Source organism: Cognatiyoonia koreensis (assembly GCF_900109295.1).
Lineage (GTDB): Bacteria > Pseudomonadota > Alphaproteobacteria > Rhodobacterales > Rhodobacteraceae > Cognatiyoonia > Cognatiyoonia koreensis.
On record NZ_FOIZ01000002.1, the window covers coordinates 379997 to 397864 of the forward strand.

Consider the following 17868-nt stretch of genomic DNA (forward strand, 5'->3'; position numbering starts at 1 on the left):
TTTGCGCAAAATTCGATCAACAGTGCATTTTCTGCCGCTATTCTAGGTTAGATCAGAATTAGGAGAGCATCCTCTTGGGACAGCCAGCGCCAGTTATCACTTCAGACGTCAGGGTCGTCTTCGGTGCGAACACGCGCAACACAGTTGCCGCAGAGCTTCGCAAACTGAACTTGTCAAAAGCGCTCGTTCTGGCAACTCCTCAGCAATGTGATGATGCTTTGGATATTGCCGAGCAACTTGGCTCCCTTGCTGCCGGTGTCTTCTGCAAGGCGGCGATGCATACACCTGTTGACGTAACCGAAGCCGCGATGCAGCACGTTACGGAAACGAGCGCTGATTGTGTCGTGGCGATCGGTGGTGGGTCAACGACTGGGCTTGGCAAGGCCATCGCCTATCGCACCGACCTGCCGCAGATCGTCATTCCAACGACCTACGCCGGAAGCGAATGCACGCCCATCCTTGGTCAAACCGAGAATGGTGTGAAAACCACGCTCAGTGATCCAAAGGTTCTGCCAGAGGTCATTATCTACGATTCCGAACTGGTCAAAACACTGCCCGTCCCCATGACTGTGACATCTGCGCTGAACGCAATGGCCCATGCGGCTGAGGCGCTTTATGCAACGGATCGGACGGCTGAGACCACGGCGTTGGCCCTTGATGGTTTGAAAGCCTTTGTGGATGGCCTGCCAAAAGTTTTGGAAGATCCCTCTGATCTGGAGGCGCGCGAGGCGACGCAACGCGGCGCGTGGGCGTGCGGCACTGTTCTAGGTCAAGTCGGTATGGCATTGCATCACAAGCTTTGTCACACGCTTGGCGGATCCTTCGATCTGCCCCACGCGGAGACACACGCCATCGTGCTGCCCCACGCCATCGCCTACAACGCGCGCGCAGTTGCCAAGGACTTGCAGCCCATCTGCGATCTGCTCGGCGGCAGCAATGCCGGAACGGCTCTGCATAATTTCGCCAAGGCGATGAATGCGCCGATAGCGCTGCGCGAACTGGGATTGAAAAAAGCGGACCTTGATCGGGCGGCGGAACTGGCCACGACAAAACCATACCCGAACCCGCAACCTGTCACGCGTGAGGACATTCGCGCGCTTTTGCAGGCGGCCTGGGCGGGTGACACACCGATTGAATAAATACGATGACGTTTGGGAGGACATCATGATCACACGACGTAAACTACTTAAATCTACCGCCGCGACGGGTCTGACGCTCGCCGCTAGCGGCCTTGCCGCTCCGGCGCTGGCGCAAGGCGCGAAGATCAGGCTGGGGTATGTGAGCCCGCAGTCCGGTCCATTGGCTGCCTTTTCCGAAGCTGATCAATTCATCATCGACGGCTTTCTGAGGTCCGAGGCGGGGGCCAATTTCGAGGTGATCGTCAAGGATAGCCAGTCCAACCCGAACCGCGCCGCGGAAGTCGCCAAGGAACTGATCATCGACGACGAGATCGACATGATGCTCGTCGCGTCGACACCCGAGACAACGAACCCGGTCGCGACTACCTGCGAGTCCGAAGAAATCCCCGTAATCTCGACCGTGGCCCCTTGGCAGCCCTACTTTATTGGCCAGCAAGGCAACCCTGGCGATCCGGGCAGCTGGCGTCCGTTTGATTTCAGCTTCCATTTCTTCTGGGGGCTTGAAGATGTGATCTCGGTCTTCACTGCGATGTGGAACCAGCTCGACACGAACAAATCCGTCGGGGCGATTTTCCCCAACGATGGTGACGGCAATGCCTGGGGTGATCCAAACGTAGGCTTCCCGCCTGTTTTGGATGCTCAGGGGTTCAACCTTACTGACACAGGTCGTTACCAGAACCTGACGGATGATTTCAGTGCGCAAATCAATGCGTTCAAGGCGGCGAATTGCGAGATTGTCACGGGCGTGCCGATCCCTCCAGATTTCACGACCTTCTGGACGCAAGCCAAACAGCAGGGGTTCAATCCCAAGGCGGCAAGCATCGGAAAGGCGATCCTTTTCCCGCAGGCGGTCGAAGCCCTTGGCGATCAGGGTCACAATCTCAGCTCCGAAGTTTGGTGGTCGCCTACACATCCTTTCGCATCCTCGTTGACGGGCCAATCAGCCGGCGATCTCGCGTCCGGCTATGAGACAGCAACAGGCAAGCAATGGACCCAGCCGATTGGCTTTGTTCATGCTCTATTTGAGATGGCAGCCGACGTGATGGGCCGTGTCGAAGACAGCCGAGATCCTGATGAAGTTGCCTCCGCAATTGCGGCGACCGAGCTGAATTCGATGGTCGGACGGATTGCATTCGATGGTGCGGGCCTGCCACCTTTCGCGGTTCAGAATGTCGCCAAAACACCCCTTGTTGGCGGGCAGTGGCGCATGAAGGACGGCGGTGGCTACGATCTGGTGATCGTAGACAATTCCGACCACCCCAACATTCCGACAGGCGGGACGATGGAAGAGATTTCCTGAAACCAACTGGCTGCGGCCCGGCACTGACGCCGGGTCGCCAATAGTGAATTACCAACAGGTTGGCGTTGCCCGGCCAAGGACCCTTCATGTCGATTTTGTCGCTCAAAAATGTCTCCAAGAGTTTTGGTGCCTTGACCGTCACTGATGACGCCAGCTTTGACGTCCCGGAGGGTCAGGCCCTTGGCATCATCGGGCCCAACGGGGCCGGAAAGTCGACGTTGTTCAACTTGATCACCGGTAATATCAGATCTGATCAGGGCAATATTCACTTTCAAGGGCGCGACGTGACTAAAGTGTCAGCTATGGAACGGTGCCTCACTGGGATCGGGAGATCATTCCAGATCCCGCAGCCTTTTGAAAAACTTACCGTCTTTGAAAATCTGCTGGTGGCGGCGACCCACGGGCGGAACCTCTCGGAACGGGATGTGCGCGATGACTGCGCCGACGTCCTTGAACGCACCGAGTTGATCAAACGCGCCAATGTCCCTGCCGGGCAGCTGTCATTGCTTGAACGAAAACGGCTGGAGCTTTCGCGTGCGATGGCCACGCAACCGAAACTTCTGTTGCTGGATGAAATTGCGGGCGGATTAACGGAGGGTGAGTGTCAGGCGCTTATCCGCACCATCAAAGATATTCACGCCCAAGGCGTCACCATCATATGGATCGAGCATGTGCTCCATGCGCTGACCTCTGTTGTCGAACGATTGCTGGTTCTGGATTTCGGCAAGGTGATCGGTCTCGGTGATCCAGACGAGATCATGGCCAGCAAAGAGGTGCAGGAAATCTATCTAGGAATCGAAGTCTGATGGCGCTGTTGCAAACAGAAGGATTGGTGGCCCACTACGGTGATTTTCAGGCACTTTTTGGTGTCGATATCGAACTGCGGGAAGCCGAGACCGTCGCAATCATCGGTGCCAATGGCGCAGGCAAAACGACCCTGATGCGGTCTATCGCTGGCGTGCTGCGCAATGAGGCCGCTTCTGTCTCCTTTGATGGTGCGCCCATCGGCGCGCAAGCGGCAGATGAAATTATGGCCCAAGGCGTCGCCATGGTGCCGGAGGGTCGGAAGCTGTTCCCCTCGTTGTCTGTCGAAGAGAACCTGCTGATCGGCACATATGGGCGGAAAACTGAGGGCCACTGGACCCTCAAAACAGTCTATGAGCTGTTTCCGATCCTTGCTGAGCGGCGCCATAACCCCGGTACAGCCCTGTCAGGGGGCCAACAACAAATGGTCGCCATAGGCCGTGCCTTGATGAGTAATCCGCGCGTCTTACTGTGCGATGAAATCAGCCTCGGCCTTGCGCCTGTGGTCATCAAAGACATCTACAAGGCGATCCCGCAGATCAAGGCGGCGGGGGCGTCGATGATCGTAGTCGAACAGGACATCGCACAGGCCATGGCCGTCGCAGATCGCGTCTATTGCATGATGGAAGGCCGCGTGACGCTTTCGGGCACACCCGACAACCTGTCACGCGACGATATCCACAACGCCTATTTCGGAGCAAGCCATTGATCTGGGTCGACACAATCATTCAGGGCATCCTGCTGGGGGGTCTCTACGCGCTCTTCGCTTCCGGTCTGAGCCTCGTTTTCGGGATCATGCGGCTGGTAAACCTCGCCCATGGGGATCTGATCGTGATGGGAGCCTATTTGATCCTGGTTCTGGTGACGCTGCTGGGCCTTTCGCCCTTCATCGCGGTGTTCATCGCTATGCCGCTGATGTTCGCATTGGGCTGGGTTCTGCAAAAATACCTGCTGAACAGGACCTTGGGTGATGACATCTTGCCACCGCTTCTGGTGACGTTCGGCCTGTCAATTGCGTTGCAGAACGCTCTGCTCGAAGGCTTCTCCGCTGACAGCCAGCGCCTCCCAACCAATGCGTTGACGACAGCGTCCGTGGATGCGGGACCCATCACGCTTGGCGTCATGCCGCTCTTAACCTTTGCCTCTGCCGTCTTGGTCATCATCGGGCTGAACCAGCTCTTTTATCGCACAGCGCTTGGCCGAGCTTTCCGGGCCACCTCTGACGACGCCACAACGGCGAGCCTTATGGGGATCAAACCCGCGAATATCTTTGCAACGGCGACAGGCATAGCGCTGGTGATCGTCACCATCGCCGCACTCTACCTCGGCTTACGCGCCAATTTCGATCCCAACATTGGCCCGGCCCGTCTGATCTATGCCTTTGAGGCTGTGATCATCGGCGGTCTCGGATCCCTTTGGGGGACCCTTCTGGGTGGCATCATCATTGGGGTCGCGCAAACCGTTGGTGCTGCGATCAACCCCGAATGGCAAATTCTCGCAGGCCACATTGCGTTTCTGGTAGTTCTGTTGATCCGGCCACGTGGCCTCTTTCCAAGGGCGAATGACTGATGGCTTATACCGTAACCACCCAAACACCTGCTTCGCGCATTGCGGCGATCCTTGGTGCCCTTGTAATCGTCGTCCTCGTCGCGCTGCCGTTCTTCGCTGGACGTGGGACCATTCAAGACATGTTCTTTATCCTGACGATGCTGGTCCTTGCGCAATTCTGGAACCTGCTCGCTGGCTATGGCGGGCTGGTCAGCATCGGGCAACAAGCCTTCGTCGGCATGGGGGCTTATGCGCTGTTCGGTACGGTCATCCTGTGGGGGCTTGATCCTGTCCCGTCGATTCTGCTCGCGGGTGTTGCGGCCCTCGTGATCGCAGTGCCGACAGCCTTCTTCGCGTTCCGCCTCAACGGGGCCTACTTTGCCATTGGTACATGGGTCATTGCCGAGGTCGTCCGCCTGCTAGTGGCCCAATGGAAAACGCTCGGCGGCGGTACGGGTACGTCTTTGCCCCGCGATGCGACACGCGACATGTGGTTCGTTGAAATGATCGAGGAAACTCTTGGCGTCCGCTCCGCGGCTGCCCGCGACATCCTCGCATACTGGCTGGCGCTAATCCTCGCACTGGCGACGATTGGCGGAATCTACTGGCTGCTGCGCACCCGGCGAGGGTTGGCATTGGCCGCCGTCCGCGACAATACCGAGGCTGCGAAATCCGTCGGCGTCGATGCAGGTCGCATGAAGTGGATTGTTTTTCTGACCTCTGCCTTCGGAACCGGCTTAGCGGGTGGCCTGATATACATGCAAAAGGCACGGATCAGCCCGGATGCCGCGTTCAGCGTCACCGACTGGACGGCCTATGTCATCTTTATCGTGGTAATCGGCGGTATCGGTACCGTCGAAGGCCCAATCATCGGCGTGCTGGTTTTCTTCGCCTTGCAGTCGCTGCTTGCTGATTTTGGCAGCTGGTATCTGATGACGCTTGGCGTGCTTGCCATTGTCATCATGCTGGTCGCGCCGCGCGGGCTTTGGGGCCTTCTGTCCGAGCGAACAGGCCTGCACCTTTTCCCAATTCGCCGCCGCCTGACCGGTGGAAAACTTACAGCATCGGAGGAATGACCATGGCTGACATCACGACTGAGGTCCTTGTGATCGGAACCGGACCGGCGGGTTCGACAAGTGCAGCACTGCTGTCGACCTACGGTGTCGAGAACATCGTCATCAACCGTTACCATTGGCTGGCGAACACGCCCCGCGCGCACATCACGAACCAGCGCACGATGGAAGTGCTGCGCGACCTTGGCAAAGAGGTCGAAGACGAAGTTTATCTGAATGCTATGGATCAAAGCCTGATGGGCGAGAATGTCTTTTGCGAGAGCCTCGCGGGTGAGGAAATCGGGCGTATGAAGTCATGGGGCACACATCCGCTATCCAAAGCGGAACACCTGTTGTCTTCGCCGTCCTTCATGAACGATCTGCCGCAGACCTTCATGGAGCCGATCCTGTTCAAGACCGCTTGCAAGCGCGGCACCCGCGCCCGGATGAGCACAGAGTACAAAAGCCATGTTCAGGATGCCGATGGCGTCACAACCATTTGTCTAGACCGCCTGACCGGGAGGGAATTCACGATCCGCTCGAAATATCTGATCGGTGCGGACGGCGGCAATTCTTTGGTCGCCGAGAATGAGGACTTGCCGTTTGAAGGCAAGATGGGCGTCGGCGGGTCGATGAACATTTATTTCCGGGCGGACCTGTCAAAGTATGTCGCGCACCGCCCCTCGGTTCTGTATTGGATCATGCAGCCCGGCGCTGACGTTGGCGGTATCGGCATGGGCCTGATCCGGGCGATCCGCCCTTGGAACGAGTGGCTGATCGTGTGGGGCTACGACATCAATGAACCGGCGCCGAATGTAGATCAGAAAATGGCGACAGAGGTCGCACGCCAATTGGTTGGCGACCCAGAGTTGGAGATTGATCTGATCAGCGCCAACACTTGGACGGTCAATGATGCCTATGCCACACAACTGTCGAAGGGCCGCGTGTTCATCATGGGCGACGCCGCGCACCGGCATCCGCCGTCCAACGGTCTGGGTTCGAACACATCTATCCAGGATGCGTTCAACCTGGCATGGAAAATTGCGGCTGTCGTGAAAGGCGAAGCAGGCGACAGCCTGCTGGACAGCTACTCCGAAGAACGCGCACCTATCGCCAAGCAGATTGTCACCCGAGCCAATCAATCCATCGGTGAATTTGGACCGATCTTCGAAGCCTTGGGAATGACCGGCGGCACCGATATCGAAAAGATCAAAGCCAACATGGACGCGCGGTGCGACAGTACACCCGAAGCAGAGGCCCAGAGAGACGCTCTTAATGCAGCTATTGCGTTCAAGAAATACGAATTTGACGCCCATGGTGTCGAGATGAATCAGCGCTACTCGTCCCACGCGACTGTGACCGATGGTCAGATCGAACCGGACTTCGCTTTGGACGCCGATCTCCACTATCAGCCGACAACTTGGCCCGGCGCTCGCATCCCGCATTCGTGGTTGTTCGACAACCAAGGCGGCAAACATTCCACACTCGATCTCGCCGGGGGAGGTGCATTTACACTCTTCACGGGTCTAGGCGGAAAAGCCTGGGCAGCAGCGGCCGAGAAAGTGGCCGGGGACCTTAGCATCAAACTGACTGCCCACGTCATTGGGCCGCGTCAAGAGTACATCGACCATACAGGCGACTGGGCGCGGGCGCGAGAAATCGGCGACGCGGGCTGTATTCTGACCCGGCCCGATCAGCACGTCTGCTGGCGGTATGACGCTTTGCCTGATGATCCGGCAGCGGAACTGACCCGCGTTCTTACGCTAATTCTTGCACGATAGGAGGCCACCCATGCCCGCTCAAACCCAAGGATATTTCACGGAAGAAAATTCGGCCGATGTCGTGGTTGGCCAGATTGCCGACACCACGGAACCACGGCTTGCTAAAGTCATCGAAGCCGTGACGCGGCACCTTCATGCAGCAGTCAAGGAGATTGAACCAACGCAAGAAGAATGGCTGGCGGCGATCATGTTTCTGACCAAAACGGGACAGATGTCTGACGACTGGCGGCAGGAATTCATCTTGTTGAGCGATATCTTCGGTGTGTCAATGCTGGTCGATGCCATCAACAACCGCAAACCAAGCGGGGCTTCAGAATCTACCGTTCTTGGGCCATTCCACGTGCCTGACGTGCCCGAACTTCCGATGGGTTCAAATATCTGCCTTGATGGCAAAGGCCATCCGATGCTTATCAAAGGGCGTATCTTGAACACTGAAGGCCAACCAATCGAAGGCACGAAAATCGACGTTTGGCAGACCAACGACGATGGATTTTATGACGTTCAGCAAAAAGGGATTCAGCCGGATTTCAACTTGCGCGGCGTGTTCCGCACGGGCGCGGATGGGACTTACACGTTCTGGGGCGCAAAGCCTCGGTTCTATCCAATCCCTGACGACGGCCCTGTTGGCAAGCTTCTAGGCAGCCTTGGACGCCATCCTTACCGGCCTGCGCATTTACACTACATCCTTGAGGCCGAAGGCTACGAGACGTTGATCACGCATATCTTTGATCCGGACGATGAATACATCAATTCCGACGCGGTATTTGGTGTGAAGGAAAGCCTGCTCGCCAAATTCGATCTGATCGAAGTCCCGGACCGCATCAAGGAAGAAGGGGCAGAGGGTCCGTTCTATGAGGTTGTTCACGATTTTGTACTGGCTCCTGAAGCATGAGCAATCCCTGCATCATCTGTGTGGCGATCACAGGCAGTCTGCCACGGAAATCAGACAATCCAGCGGTGCCGATCACGGTTGCCGAGCAGGTTGAGAGCACCCATGCTGCATTTGAGGCTGGGGCGACGATCGTTCATGCCCATGTACGGAATGATGACGGAAGCCCCTCTAGTGATCCTGACAAGTTTGCAGCCCTAAAAGAAGGCGTAGAGAAACACTGTCCGGGGATGATCATCCAGTTTTCCACCGGAGGGAGATCTGGTGCAGGCAAAGAGCGAGGCGGCGCTCTCAAGCTAAAGCCAGATATGGCGTCGTTTTCGGTGGGATCAAACAACTTTCCCACGCGGGTTTATGAAAACCCACCCGATCTCATCGACTGGCTTGCGTCCGAAATGCGCGCCAACGGCGTTAAACCAGAAATTGAGGCATTCGACCTGTCCCACATCCTCAAAGCAGCCGAAATGCACAAGAAAGGCCAAATTTTGGGCACCCCGTACGTGCAGTTCGTTATGGGCGTTAAAAATGCCATGCCCGCCGACCGCCACGTCTTTGATTACTATGTGCAAACGGTTAAGCGACTGTTCGGCGAAGATGTACCATGGTGTGCGGCCGGCATTGGAGCGAACCAATCTGTCCTCAATGAATGGTCGGTGTCTTCCGGAGGTCATGCCCGCACAGGGCTTGAGGACAACATCCGACTGGACAAAGATACCTTAGCACCGTCCAACGCAGTCTTAGTGGAACGATTGGTCGAGATTTGCGCGCGGCACGAAAGGCCTGTAGCAAACTATGTACAAGCGCGAGACATTTTGAGCCTGCCCCAGTAGTTAAGTTTTACTCTCAAGTGCCACCGCACAAATTGGCGCAATCGTTTCGTCCTCACATCTTTACGGTCTGTCTAGGAAAACAACCATTGGTGGAACGGTTGAGTTTTTGGGCAAAGAGGCCATCCAATTCTACCAAACTAACGGCAACTTAATCCTGCAGCATATGCACTCAGCATTTGACCCCTGCTGCCCTTCGCACGAATGCCTGGTTTTCTTGCTGCGAGGCAACACTGGCCATTGCGCTGACACAGCATCTTCCACGATGCGAGCCCATGTAGCAGGAAAACCGAATTTACAGAATGGGCTCAAAGCTGACAGGTGCTGCACCTTGGATGAATGACCGCGCAGCGTCGAACTCTAAACCACCACCTCGACCGCGTCCTGCTGCCCCACCTCGAACACCCGTTTGTACCGCGCGATTTCGTCTTGTGGGCCCATTGCTTTCTTCGGGTTGTCGCTCAGCTTAACCGTCGGTTTACCGTTGGCTGATATGGCTTTGCACACCAGTGAAAACGGCGCGAGGCTGTCACCATGTGTTAACCCTTTGAAATCATTCGTCAGCATCGTGCCCCAGCCGAAGGATACGCGCACACGCCCTGCGAATTGCTTTTGCAGTTCGATGATCTTGTCCACGTCCAGCCCGTCAGAAAAGATGACGAGCTTTTTGGTCGGGTCTTCCCCCCGCTCTTTCCACCAGCGGATCGCGATTTCGGCCCCTGTCGCGGGATCGCCGCTGTCGATGCGGATGCCCGTCCACCCTGCCAGCCAGTCGGGCGCGCGCGACAGGAACCCTTCGGTCCCGTAGGTGTCGGGCAGGATGATCCGTAGGTTGCCGTCGTGTTCCGCGTGCCAGTCCGACAGCACGTCATAGGGGGCCTGCAGCAGCGCGTCATCCGACTCTGCCAGCGCGGCATAGACCATGGGCAGTTCGTGGGCATTGGTGCCGATCGCCTCCAGATCGCGGTTCTTGGCGATCAGGCAGTTCGATGTGCCGGCGAAACTGTCGCCCAGCCCTTCGCGCATGGCCTGCACGCACCAGTCCTGCCACAGGAACGAATGCCGCCGCCTAGTGCCGAAATCCGCAATCCGCAAGGATGGCAGGGTTTGCAGCTTTTCGACCTTTTCCCAAAGTTTGGTCATGGCGCGCGCATACAGCACCTGCAGTTCGAACCGCCCCATGTCTTTGAGCACCGCCCGCCCGCGCAGTTCCATCAGCACCGAAAGCGCGGGGATTTCCCATAGCATGACCTCGGGCCATTTGCCTTCGAACGTCAGTTCATACTGCCCGTCGCGTTTTTCAAGGTGGTATGGCGGCAGCTGCACCTTTTCGAACCAGTCCATGAAGCTGGACGAGAACATCTGCCGCTTGCCATAGAACGTGTTCCCCCGCATCCACGTGCTTTCCCCGCGCGAGAGCGAGAGCGAGCGGATGTGGTCCAGCTGTTCGCGCAATTCGCCTTCGTCCACGAGGTCCGCCAGCCGCACCGACTTTGTCCGGTTGATAAGCGAGAATGTCACCTGCGTGTCCGGTTTGTTGCGGAACACCGACTGGCACATCAGCAGTTTATAGAAATCCGTGTCGATCAGCGACCGCACGATGGGGTCGATCTTCCATTTGTGGTTCCAGACGCGGGTGGCGATATCGACCATGTTCGTTTTCCCTTTGGCTTGGGGCTTTAGACCAAGGCCGCGCCGCGAGGGCAAGTGCCATGATATCGCCAAGGTTGTGTGTTTTCCTGACCGCCGAACCGTTGTGCGAGGCGTGCGATGACCAAGATACCCGACCCGTTCGATCTGATCCCGAGCCGCAAGGCGAAGGCCCTGCCCGGCCTGCGTATGGCCGACCTTGATATCGCCCACGAAAGTGTCCGCGTGTCCGCCCAGCCCGATCAGGTCTTGTCCGACAACCCCCTGAACTATGATTTCGATATGTGCCCTGTTCCGCTGACCGGTCTGGGCGAGGACGAGATGTATCTGGAGGCCCGCTGGCGCGACCCGCAGACCCACGCCGCGATGGCCGCGGCCGATCCCCGCCTGCAGGATCTGTTTAAGCGCGCCGGTTTCGGCACCGAATTGTCCGGTGTCCGCATTCCGCCCGGCCAGTACGCCCGCGAGCATGACCGCGACCGTCACAATGTCATTGTCCGCCTGACCCAGTCCCTGTCAGAGATCGATACGTCCCAGATGGACTGGGGTGCGATCAACCGGTTGGATTTTTTCAAGGCCCATGCCGAGGCGCGCCCCGTTCCGACTGCCCCCGGTGGTGCCCCCGCACCACGCCGGACCCGCCCCGACCCAAAGCGCCAGTTTGCGATGATCGTTATGGTCTGCGGTATCGTTCTCTTGGCACTGGCGGCGCTTTCGCTTCCGTGATCGCTTGACTTGTCGCGGGCGGACCGCTTTGTCCGCTCCATGACCTCCCAATCGACCCTTCTTGTCGCGGCCATGGTTGTGACCGCCATGTTTCTGATCGTCGGTGGCGATGCCGCCGGTACCGTCATGACCCGCGACGGCGTCAGCCCGTTTTTCGTGGCCTGGTCCCGTTTTGCCGTGGCCGCTGTCATATTGCTGCCATTGGTCGGGATACAGCGGGCCGATCTGGTGTGGGACTGGCGGCTGGTCTTTCGCGCATCCCTGATCGCCACAGCGATTTGCTGTATTCTGACCGCCCTGAAGACCGAAGAAGTCGCCAATGTCTTTGGTGCCTTCTTTGTCGGCCCGCTGGTTGCCTACACCCTGTCGGTGATCCTTCTGCGCGAGACCTCATCGCTGCCGCGTGTCATGCTGCTGGGCCTTGGATTTGCCGGTGTTCTGCTGGTCGTGAAGCCCGGTTTCGGCATGACCATCGGACTTGGCCTAGCCGTTCTTGCCGGGGTGTTGCACGGCGGCTATCTGGTTGCGACGCGCTGGATGGCGCGTGATTACAGACCCCGTTTTCTGCTGTGGTCCCAGCTGCTGATCGGGGCCGTGATCCTGGCCCCGTTTGGTGCGACCCAGATTCCTGCGTTGGATACCCAGACCATCCAGCTGACCGTCATCAGTGCGCTGGGGTCTGCGATCGGGAACTTGCTGCTGGTTCTGGCCAACCGCCGCGCCCCTGCGACTACGATTGCGCCGTTGATTTATAGCCAGTTGATCCATGCCACATTGCTTGGCTGGCTCGTCTTTGGTGATCTGCCTGACGGGCTGAGCTTGCTTGGCCTGCTCGTCATCCTGTGCTCGGGTCTTGCGACTATCTGGGTGGCCCGCAAGGGCTAGCGCTGCATCTTTGCCATTTCCGTATCGTGCAACTGCTTGGCCACATCCGGTGCCACGCCGAGCGTTTCCTCGATCTGGTGCAGCACGGCATCTTCTTCTTCTGTTTCCACACCGTCCGAGAAGACAACGCGCCAAAGCGCGCTGACTGCGGCTTCGCGGTCGGTCTGCGAGATCGCTTCGCGCAGGATGCCTGCAAGATCCGTCGTCGCCGGGATCGCCTGTTCCAGCCGTTCGCATGACGCCCGCATCTTTGCCGCCTCGACCGGGTTCAGATGGTACATCGCCCCCAGAAGCCGGTCGATCTGTTCGACCTCTTCAAAAAGATAGGCTTTGTCTGCCTTGGCCGCCCTGACGAACAACGCCCCCAAAGCGTGCTTGGCGTCCGCAGCCGGAAGCGGAGTTTCCGATCCCGGAGATTTGAAATAGCTGAGAAGATTTTCGAACATCCACTGCTCCGTTTCTTGTTTTCCTATTCATTACGCAAAAAACGCCGTTGGAACAGGGTGAATAATATCGGCGCAACCGCGATCACAACTGTGATCCGCACGATATGCGTGACCGAAACAAAGGCAACGTCCTGCCCCATCGCCAATGTCAGCAGGCTCATTTCCGTCAGACCGCCGGGCGAGAACGCCAGAAATGCCTGTGACAGCGGCATGCCGGCAAGCTGCGTGATGATTTCCGCGAACCCGATTGCCACGACTATCATGCCAAGCGTCGCCCCGAGCGCGAGCGCGAGATCGGTTCCGACTTCTTTCATGGTCGCCCCGACGAAGCGCCCGCCGATCACTGTTCCGATCACGATCTGCGCGGCAATAATCAGGAGCGTCGGCGGGGGAACCTCAACCCATCCGATGACATGCGCCGCGCCGGACAGGATCATCGGTCCGAAGACCGGACCTGCTGGCAGCCGCAGCAGTTTGCCAAAGGGGATGCCGAAAAGCGCGCAAAGGCCGAGGATCGCGTAATCCAGCGCTGTGATGTCGCCCAGCGCAGTCCAGTTTCCACTGTTGCCCGGTCCGGCCCGTACCCCGAGGAACAGGCCGAAAAACAACGCCACACATAGGATCACAAGCAGCACCCGCGCCGCATGGGCCAGCGCGATGCGGCGTGAGTCACCGCCTGCTGCCTCGCCCAGAAGCAACATTTCATTCAGCCCGCCGGGCATGGCGGCATAGAATGCGGTGACAGGGTCGTAACGCCCGATCCGCCGGTAAACTGTGAACGAAACTCCCGCCGCGCAGCACAAGAACAGCGGCAAGAGTGCGAGTGTCACCAGCCAGCCGCTGATCTCTCCCAGAATATCCGGTGTGATCCCGCTGCCCAGCATGACGCCGATCACGGGGATCACCACAGGACGCAGCTTGTCAGGTGATTTGACGGGCAAGCGCAGCATTGCCGCCGCTGTCACCCCGATCATGGGTCCCAGCATCCACGGCAGTGGCATTCCGATTACATAGCTCGCAATGCCCGCGATCACGCCGATCAGCAGGGCAAGTGCCGACGCCTTGGTCAAAGGCTGCCCATGTGCTTTTCACCCCGTTCGGCGGCAAGGCGCATCTGCTTTTGCCGTTCGCGGAACCGCTCCTTTGCCTCTTCGGTCGTGGCATTGATGCACTGGTGGCACGAAACGCCGTCTTCGAATTCGGCCCTGTTCATGTCTTCGGGCAGGATTGGCTGGCGGCAGGCGTGGCACAGGATATGCGGCCCTTCCTTCAGCCCATGTCCGACGCTGACACGCGCATCGAAGACAAAGCATTCGCCGTCCCATTTGCTTTGGTCTTGCGGCACTTCTTCGAGGTATTTCAGGATGCCGCCCTGCAGGTGATAGACCTCGTCCACGCCCTGCCCCTTGAGGTAGTTCGTCGATTTCTCACACCGGATGCCGCCTGTGCAGAACATGGCGATCTTCTTGTTGTGAAAGCGGTGCTTGTTCGCTTCCCACCAGGCCGGAAATTCACCGAAGGATTTCGTCTGCGGGTCGATTGCCCCGTCGAACGTGCCAATCGCCACTTCGTAGTCGTTGCGCGTGTCGATCACTGCCACGTCGGGGCTGCTGATCAGGGCGTTCCATTCTGTCGGGGCCACATATTGCCCGACGTCTTTTGTCGGGTCCACGTCGGGTTGCCCCATCGTGACGATTTCCTTTTTCAGCCGCACCTTCATCCGGTTGAACGGGGCCACGCGCGCCGTGCTTTCCTTGTGCACGAGGTCTGCGCACCCCGGGAGCGACCGGATATGTGCCAGCACCGCGTCGATCCCGCCCCGCGTGCCCGCGATGGTGCCATTGATCCCTTCGCGTGCAAGCAGCAGCGTGCCGCCGATCTTGTGGGCGTTGCACAAATCCTGCAGCGGGCCGCGAAGGGCAGCGGGGTATTCGAAACGGGTGAAGTGATAGAGTGCAGCGACGGTATACATAGGTTTCAATTACGCCCGTGCCGCCGCTATCGCAAGACCATCGGCCACGGCGGTGAAGGCATTCGTGCGTTCCTGCGCGGCATCGGGGAATATCTGTTCCATCGCGCTTGTGATCGTCGTCATCAGGCTGGACCCGCCGACGTAGACAATGGTGTTGATGTCCGATGGCGCGAGATTGGCGAGGCGCAGCGTTTCCTGTGCGGCGTTGCTGACCTTTGCCGTCAGTTCTTGCAGGCTGTGCTGCATTGCTGTTTGAGTCAGTGGCTGGCGCAGGTCCGCATGGATGAACGACAGGTCAATGGAGGCATCCGCGCGGTTGGCGTTGATCTTGCCTGCCTCGACCGCGAAGGCGATGTCGTGCCCGAGTTCCATCTCGATCACATCGTGAAGCCGCTGAAACCGCACCGCATCGACCCCGAGTTTTGCATAGCGTGCCGTCAGGCGCAGTGTTTCGGGCGTGTAGAGAAAGGGGATTTTTTCCCACGTCGCCAGATCGTTGAACAGCGCGTTGGGTGCCGTATGCGTGCCGTCGCCGAGTTCGTTGCGCAGCAGGTGCCCACGCCCGAGCAGCGGCATGACGTGATCAAGACTGAGCGTGCGATCGAAATCCGTGCCGCCGACCCGCACGCCGTGGGATGCGATGATGCGGGTCTGTCCAGCCTCGCGCGTGAAAACCGAAAAGTCCGACGTGCCGCCGCCGATGTCGATGATCAGTCCGCGCCCCTGGGACTGACTGGTTTCAGCCGCGGCTTCTGGTTCGAACATGAAAGCGACGTCAGTGAATCCGGCGGTGTGATAGGCCGAACGCAGGTCGGCTTCGGCGCGCTGGTTGCGGTCGGGGTCGTGGTGAAACCGCACGGGCCGCCCGGACAAAACGCCGTCAAAGGTCAGGCCCGTCGCATCCTCTGCCCGTTGTTTCACGGTTGCAAGAAAGCGCGCGACCACGTCGATCAGCGTGATCTTCTCATAGGCGATCTGGCGGCGTTCATGCATCAACGGCGTGCCGAGCACGGATTTCAGTGCCCGCATGAACCGACCTTCGCGCCCGTCGATCAGCGCGGCATTCGCGGTAGAGCCGAACGTCGTCACCTTGCGGTTTGTATCAAAGAATACCGATGTCGGGAGCGTCGTTTCACCGGGTTCGACCGGAATGAGGTATGGCGTGTTCCCCGCCATCACCGCAGCTGCGGTGTTGGACGTCCCGAAATCAATGCCGAGTCGCTGGGTCATGGATCGTCCTCTTCTTGCGAAAGAGGCGCGGGATATGCCAATCCCACCGCCCTGCCAAGGGGGAAACGCGATTTACGGTTGCCGCTTTTATTGCCGGTTTGGACGGCGTAGCCTGTCGACGGATTTGCAGGAGGTTGATCATGTCCAAGGCCCTGATTGTCATTGATGTGCAGAACGATTTTTGCCCCGGCGGTGCGTTGGCCGTCGATGGCGGGGACGAGATTGTCAGCGGAATCAACGCACTGATGGCTGATTTCACTGCTGTCATCCTGACGCAAGACTGGCATCCGGCGGGCCATTCTTCGTTTGCGAGTTCGCATCCCGGCAAAGACCCGATGAGCCTGATCGAGATGCCCTATGGTCCGCAGGTGCTGTGGCCCGATCATTGTATTCAGGGAAGTGCGGGGGCCGATTTCCACAAAGACCTGCGCGTTGATGGCGATCTGATCATCCGCAAAGGGTTCAATCCGCAGATCGACAGCTATTCCGCCTTTTTCGAGAACGACCACACCACGCCCACCGGGCTGGAAGGGTATCTGCGCACGCGCGCGATCACCGATCTGACGCTGGTGGGGCTCGCGCTGGATTTTTGTGTGAACTATTCCGCCGTGGACGCCGCGAAGCTGGGCTTCAATGTGACTGTCCGGCAAGACCTGTGTCGTGCCATCGACTTTGACGGCTCGCTTGATGCCGCCCGTGCAGGGATGGCGGATGCGGGCGTGACACTGGCGTGAGCCTGAACCTCAAGCAACTGGAAGCCTTTGTCTGGGTGTCCGATCTGGCGAGTTTCGGTCAGGCGGCAGAGCGTCTGGGCACAACCCAGCCCAATATTTCCGCCCGCATCGCCAAGTTGGAAGAGTCGCTGGGCGTCACCCTGATGCTGCGCGATGCCGGGTCTGTCCGGCTGACACCACAAGGTCAGAAGCTGATCGGCTACGCCCGCGAGGTGCTGTCTGCCGTGGATCAGCTTATTACCGTCAGCGGGCAGCGTGGCCTGTATGATGGCACCCTGCGGCTGGGGGTCACCGAACTGGTGTCGCTGACATGGCTGCGCCCGTTCCTGCGCGCGATGAAAGACGCCTTTCCCAATCTTCTGGTTGAAGTGACCGTCGGCATGTCCATTGAACTGGAACGCGCACTTGCCGGGCGCCAGCTGGACCTTGCCTTGCAGAACGCCCCTTTTGCACGGGCGATGTCGGGCGAGGTTTTCTTGGGCGAGTACCCTTTGGTCTGGGTGGCACATCCCGATCTGGACGTGGCTGACACCCTTGAAAACGTGCCGGTTCTGACGCACGGGCGCGAGACCGTGCTGTATCAGGAAATCGCCGCGCATTTTGCAGGCCGGACAGCCATCGCCCCGCGACTGGTGCCGTCGAGCAACCTGTTTTCCTGTCTGCAGATGGTGCAGGACGGTTTGGGCGTCGCCGCCCTGCCTGCCGCGATGGTGCCACCCGGTTTGCGCGTTCTGCCCTATGCCTGGACCCCCGCACCGCTGACCTTTTTCGCCCGCTATGACGCAGAGCGCGCAATTGATCCTGTCGTCGCCGCGGGAAAGCTTGCATCAGAAATTGCGATGCAATCTATCAAATCAAATAATTCGACGTGATATAATCCATCCT

The 17868-nt window shown here is 58.6% G+C and carries 18 protein-coding genes; 13 read left to right on the forward strand and 5 right to left on the reverse strand.

Annotated features, from left to right (window positions below; translation table 11 throughout):
- Window positions 1–74: 74 nt before the first annotated feature.
- The 9 genes from BMY44_RS13575 to BMY44_RS13615 all read left to right on the forward strand — a co-directional run bounded on the left by BMY44_RS13575 (window position 75) and on the right by BMY44_RS13615 (window position 9343).
- Window positions 75–1139: a maleylacetate reductase gene (locus BMY44_RS13575; RefSeq protein ID WP_341349658.1), complete on the forward strand. Its 1065-nt coding sequence runs from the start codon at window positions 75–77 to the stop codon at window positions 1137–1139.
- A gap of 25 nt (window positions 1140–1164) precedes the next feature.
- Window positions 1165–2439, forward strand: a complete 1275-nt coding sequence (locus BMY44_RS13580; RefSeq protein WP_089997169.1) for an ABC transporter substrate-binding protein — start codon at window positions 1165–1167, stop codon at window positions 2437–2439.
- 86 nt (window positions 2440–2525) lie between these two features.
- Complete coding sequence (locus tag BMY44_RS13585; RefSeq protein WP_089995872.1) at window positions 2526–3245, forward strand: ABC transporter ATP-binding protein; 720 nt, start codon at window positions 2526–2528, stop codon at window positions 3243–3245.
- Window positions 3245–3952 carry an ABC transporter ATP-binding protein gene (locus tag BMY44_RS13590; protein ID WP_089995875.1) on the forward strand — a complete coding sequence of 236 codons (708 nt, stop codon included), beginning with the start codon at window positions 3245–3247 and terminating at the stop codon, window positions 3950–3952. Before BMY44_RS13585 ends, BMY44_RS13590 begins: the two co-directional genes overlap by 1 nt.
- On the forward strand, window positions 3949–4812 hold the full coding sequence (locus BMY44_RS13595; RefSeq protein WP_089995879.1) for a branched-chain amino acid ABC transporter permease: 864 nt from the start codon (window positions 3949–3951) through the stop codon (window positions 4810–4812). Before BMY44_RS13590 ends, BMY44_RS13595 begins: the two co-directional genes overlap by 4 nt.
- Window positions 4812–5867 carry a branched-chain amino acid ABC transporter permease gene (locus BMY44_RS13600; protein ID WP_089995882.1) on the forward strand — a complete coding sequence of 352 codons (1056 nt, stop codon included), beginning with the start codon at window positions 4812–4814 and terminating at the stop codon, window positions 5865–5867. Before BMY44_RS13595 ends, BMY44_RS13600 begins: the two co-directional genes overlap by 1 nt.
- A gap of 2 nt (window positions 5868–5869) precedes the next feature.
- The gene (locus BMY44_RS13605) at window positions 5870–7624 is read left to right on the forward strand and encodes an FAD-dependent oxidoreductase (protein WP_089995885.1); all 1755 of its coding nucleotides are present in this window, start codon (window positions 5870–5872) and stop codon (window positions 7622–7624) included.
- Window positions 7625–7634: 10 nt separating this feature from the next.
- A complete protein-coding gene (locus BMY44_RS13610) occupies window positions 7635–8516 on the forward strand; it encodes an intradiol ring-cleavage dioxygenase (RefSeq protein WP_089995889.1) in 882 nt (293 codons plus the stop codon).
- Window positions 8513–9343 (forward strand): 3-oxoadipate:acetyl-CoA acetyltransferase, encoded by an 831-nt coding sequence (locus BMY44_RS13615; RefSeq protein ID WP_089995891.1) that lies wholly within the window; start codon window positions 8513–8515, stop codon window positions 9341–9343. Before BMY44_RS13610 ends, BMY44_RS13615 begins: the two co-directional genes overlap by 4 nt.
- A gap of 357 nt (window positions 9344–9700) precedes the next feature.
- Here the strand turns inward: BMY44_RS13615 and pncB are convergent, their stop codons facing one another.
- Window positions 9701–10993: a nicotinate phosphoribosyltransferase gene (gene pncB / locus BMY44_RS13620; RefSeq protein ID WP_089995894.1), complete on the reverse strand. Its 1293-nt coding sequence runs from the start codon at window positions 10991–10993 to the stop codon at window positions 9701–9703.
- 117 nt (window positions 10994–11110) lie between these two features.
- Between pncB and BMY44_RS13625 the strand changes: the two genes are divergently transcribed.
- Both BMY44_RS13625 and BMY44_RS13630 read left to right on the forward strand, forming a co-directional pair.
- Window positions 11111–11716 carry a hypothetical protein gene (locus BMY44_RS13625; protein WP_089995896.1) on the forward strand — a complete coding sequence of 202 codons (606 nt, stop codon included), beginning with the start codon at window positions 11111–11113 and terminating at the stop codon, window positions 11714–11716.
- Between the two features lie 39 nt (window positions 11717–11755).
- On the forward strand, window positions 11756–12601 hold the full coding sequence (locus tag BMY44_RS13630; protein WP_089995899.1) for a DMT family transporter: 846 nt from the start codon (window positions 11756–11758) through the stop codon (window positions 12599–12601).
- Here the strand turns inward: BMY44_RS13630 and BMY44_RS13635 are convergent.
- From BMY44_RS13635 to BMY44_RS13650, 4 genes are read right to left on the reverse strand one after another with little or no spacing between them, the layout of a single operon-like run.
- Window positions 12598–13047, reverse strand: a complete 450-nt coding sequence (locus BMY44_RS13635; RefSeq protein WP_089995902.1) for a tellurite resistance TerB family protein — start codon at window positions 13045–13047, stop codon at window positions 12598–12600. The genes BMY44_RS13630 and BMY44_RS13635 overlap by 4 nt on opposite strands.
- A 23-nt stretch (window positions 13048–13070) precedes the next feature.
- Window positions 13071–14117, reverse strand: coding sequence for an AbrB family transcriptional regulator (locus tag BMY44_RS13640; RefSeq protein ID WP_089995905.1), 1047 nt, complete (start codon window positions 14115–14117; stop codon window positions 13071–13073).
- Window positions 14114–15019 carry an oxygen-dependent tRNA uridine(34) hydroxylase TrhO gene (trhO, locus tag BMY44_RS13645; RefSeq protein ID WP_089995907.1) on the reverse strand — a complete coding sequence of 302 codons (906 nt, stop codon included), beginning with the start codon at window positions 15017–15019 and terminating at the stop codon, window positions 14114–14116. The genes BMY44_RS13640 and trhO overlap by 4 nt, the downstream gene beginning before the upstream one ends.
- Before the next feature lie 9 nt (window positions 15020–15028).
- On the reverse strand, window positions 15029–16249 hold the full coding sequence (locus BMY44_RS13650; RefSeq protein ID WP_089995910.1) for an Hsp70 family protein: 1221 nt from the start codon (window positions 16247–16249) through the stop codon (window positions 15029–15031).
- Between the two features lie 140 nt (window positions 16250–16389).
- On the opposite strand from BMY44_RS13650, the gene pncA reads away from it, so the two are divergent.
- A complete protein-coding gene (pncA, locus tag BMY44_RS13655; RefSeq protein ID WP_089995913.1) occupies window positions 16390–16983 on the forward strand; it encodes a bifunctional nicotinamidase/pyrazinamidase in 594 nt (197 codons plus the stop codon).
- Window positions 16980–17855: a LysR family transcriptional regulator gene (locus BMY44_RS13660; RefSeq protein ID WP_089995916.1), complete on the forward strand. Its 876-nt coding sequence runs from the start codon at window positions 16980–16982 to the stop codon at window positions 17853–17855. The genes pncA and BMY44_RS13660 overlap by 4 nt, the downstream gene beginning before the upstream one ends.
- Window positions 17856–17868 lie beyond the last annotated feature (13 nt).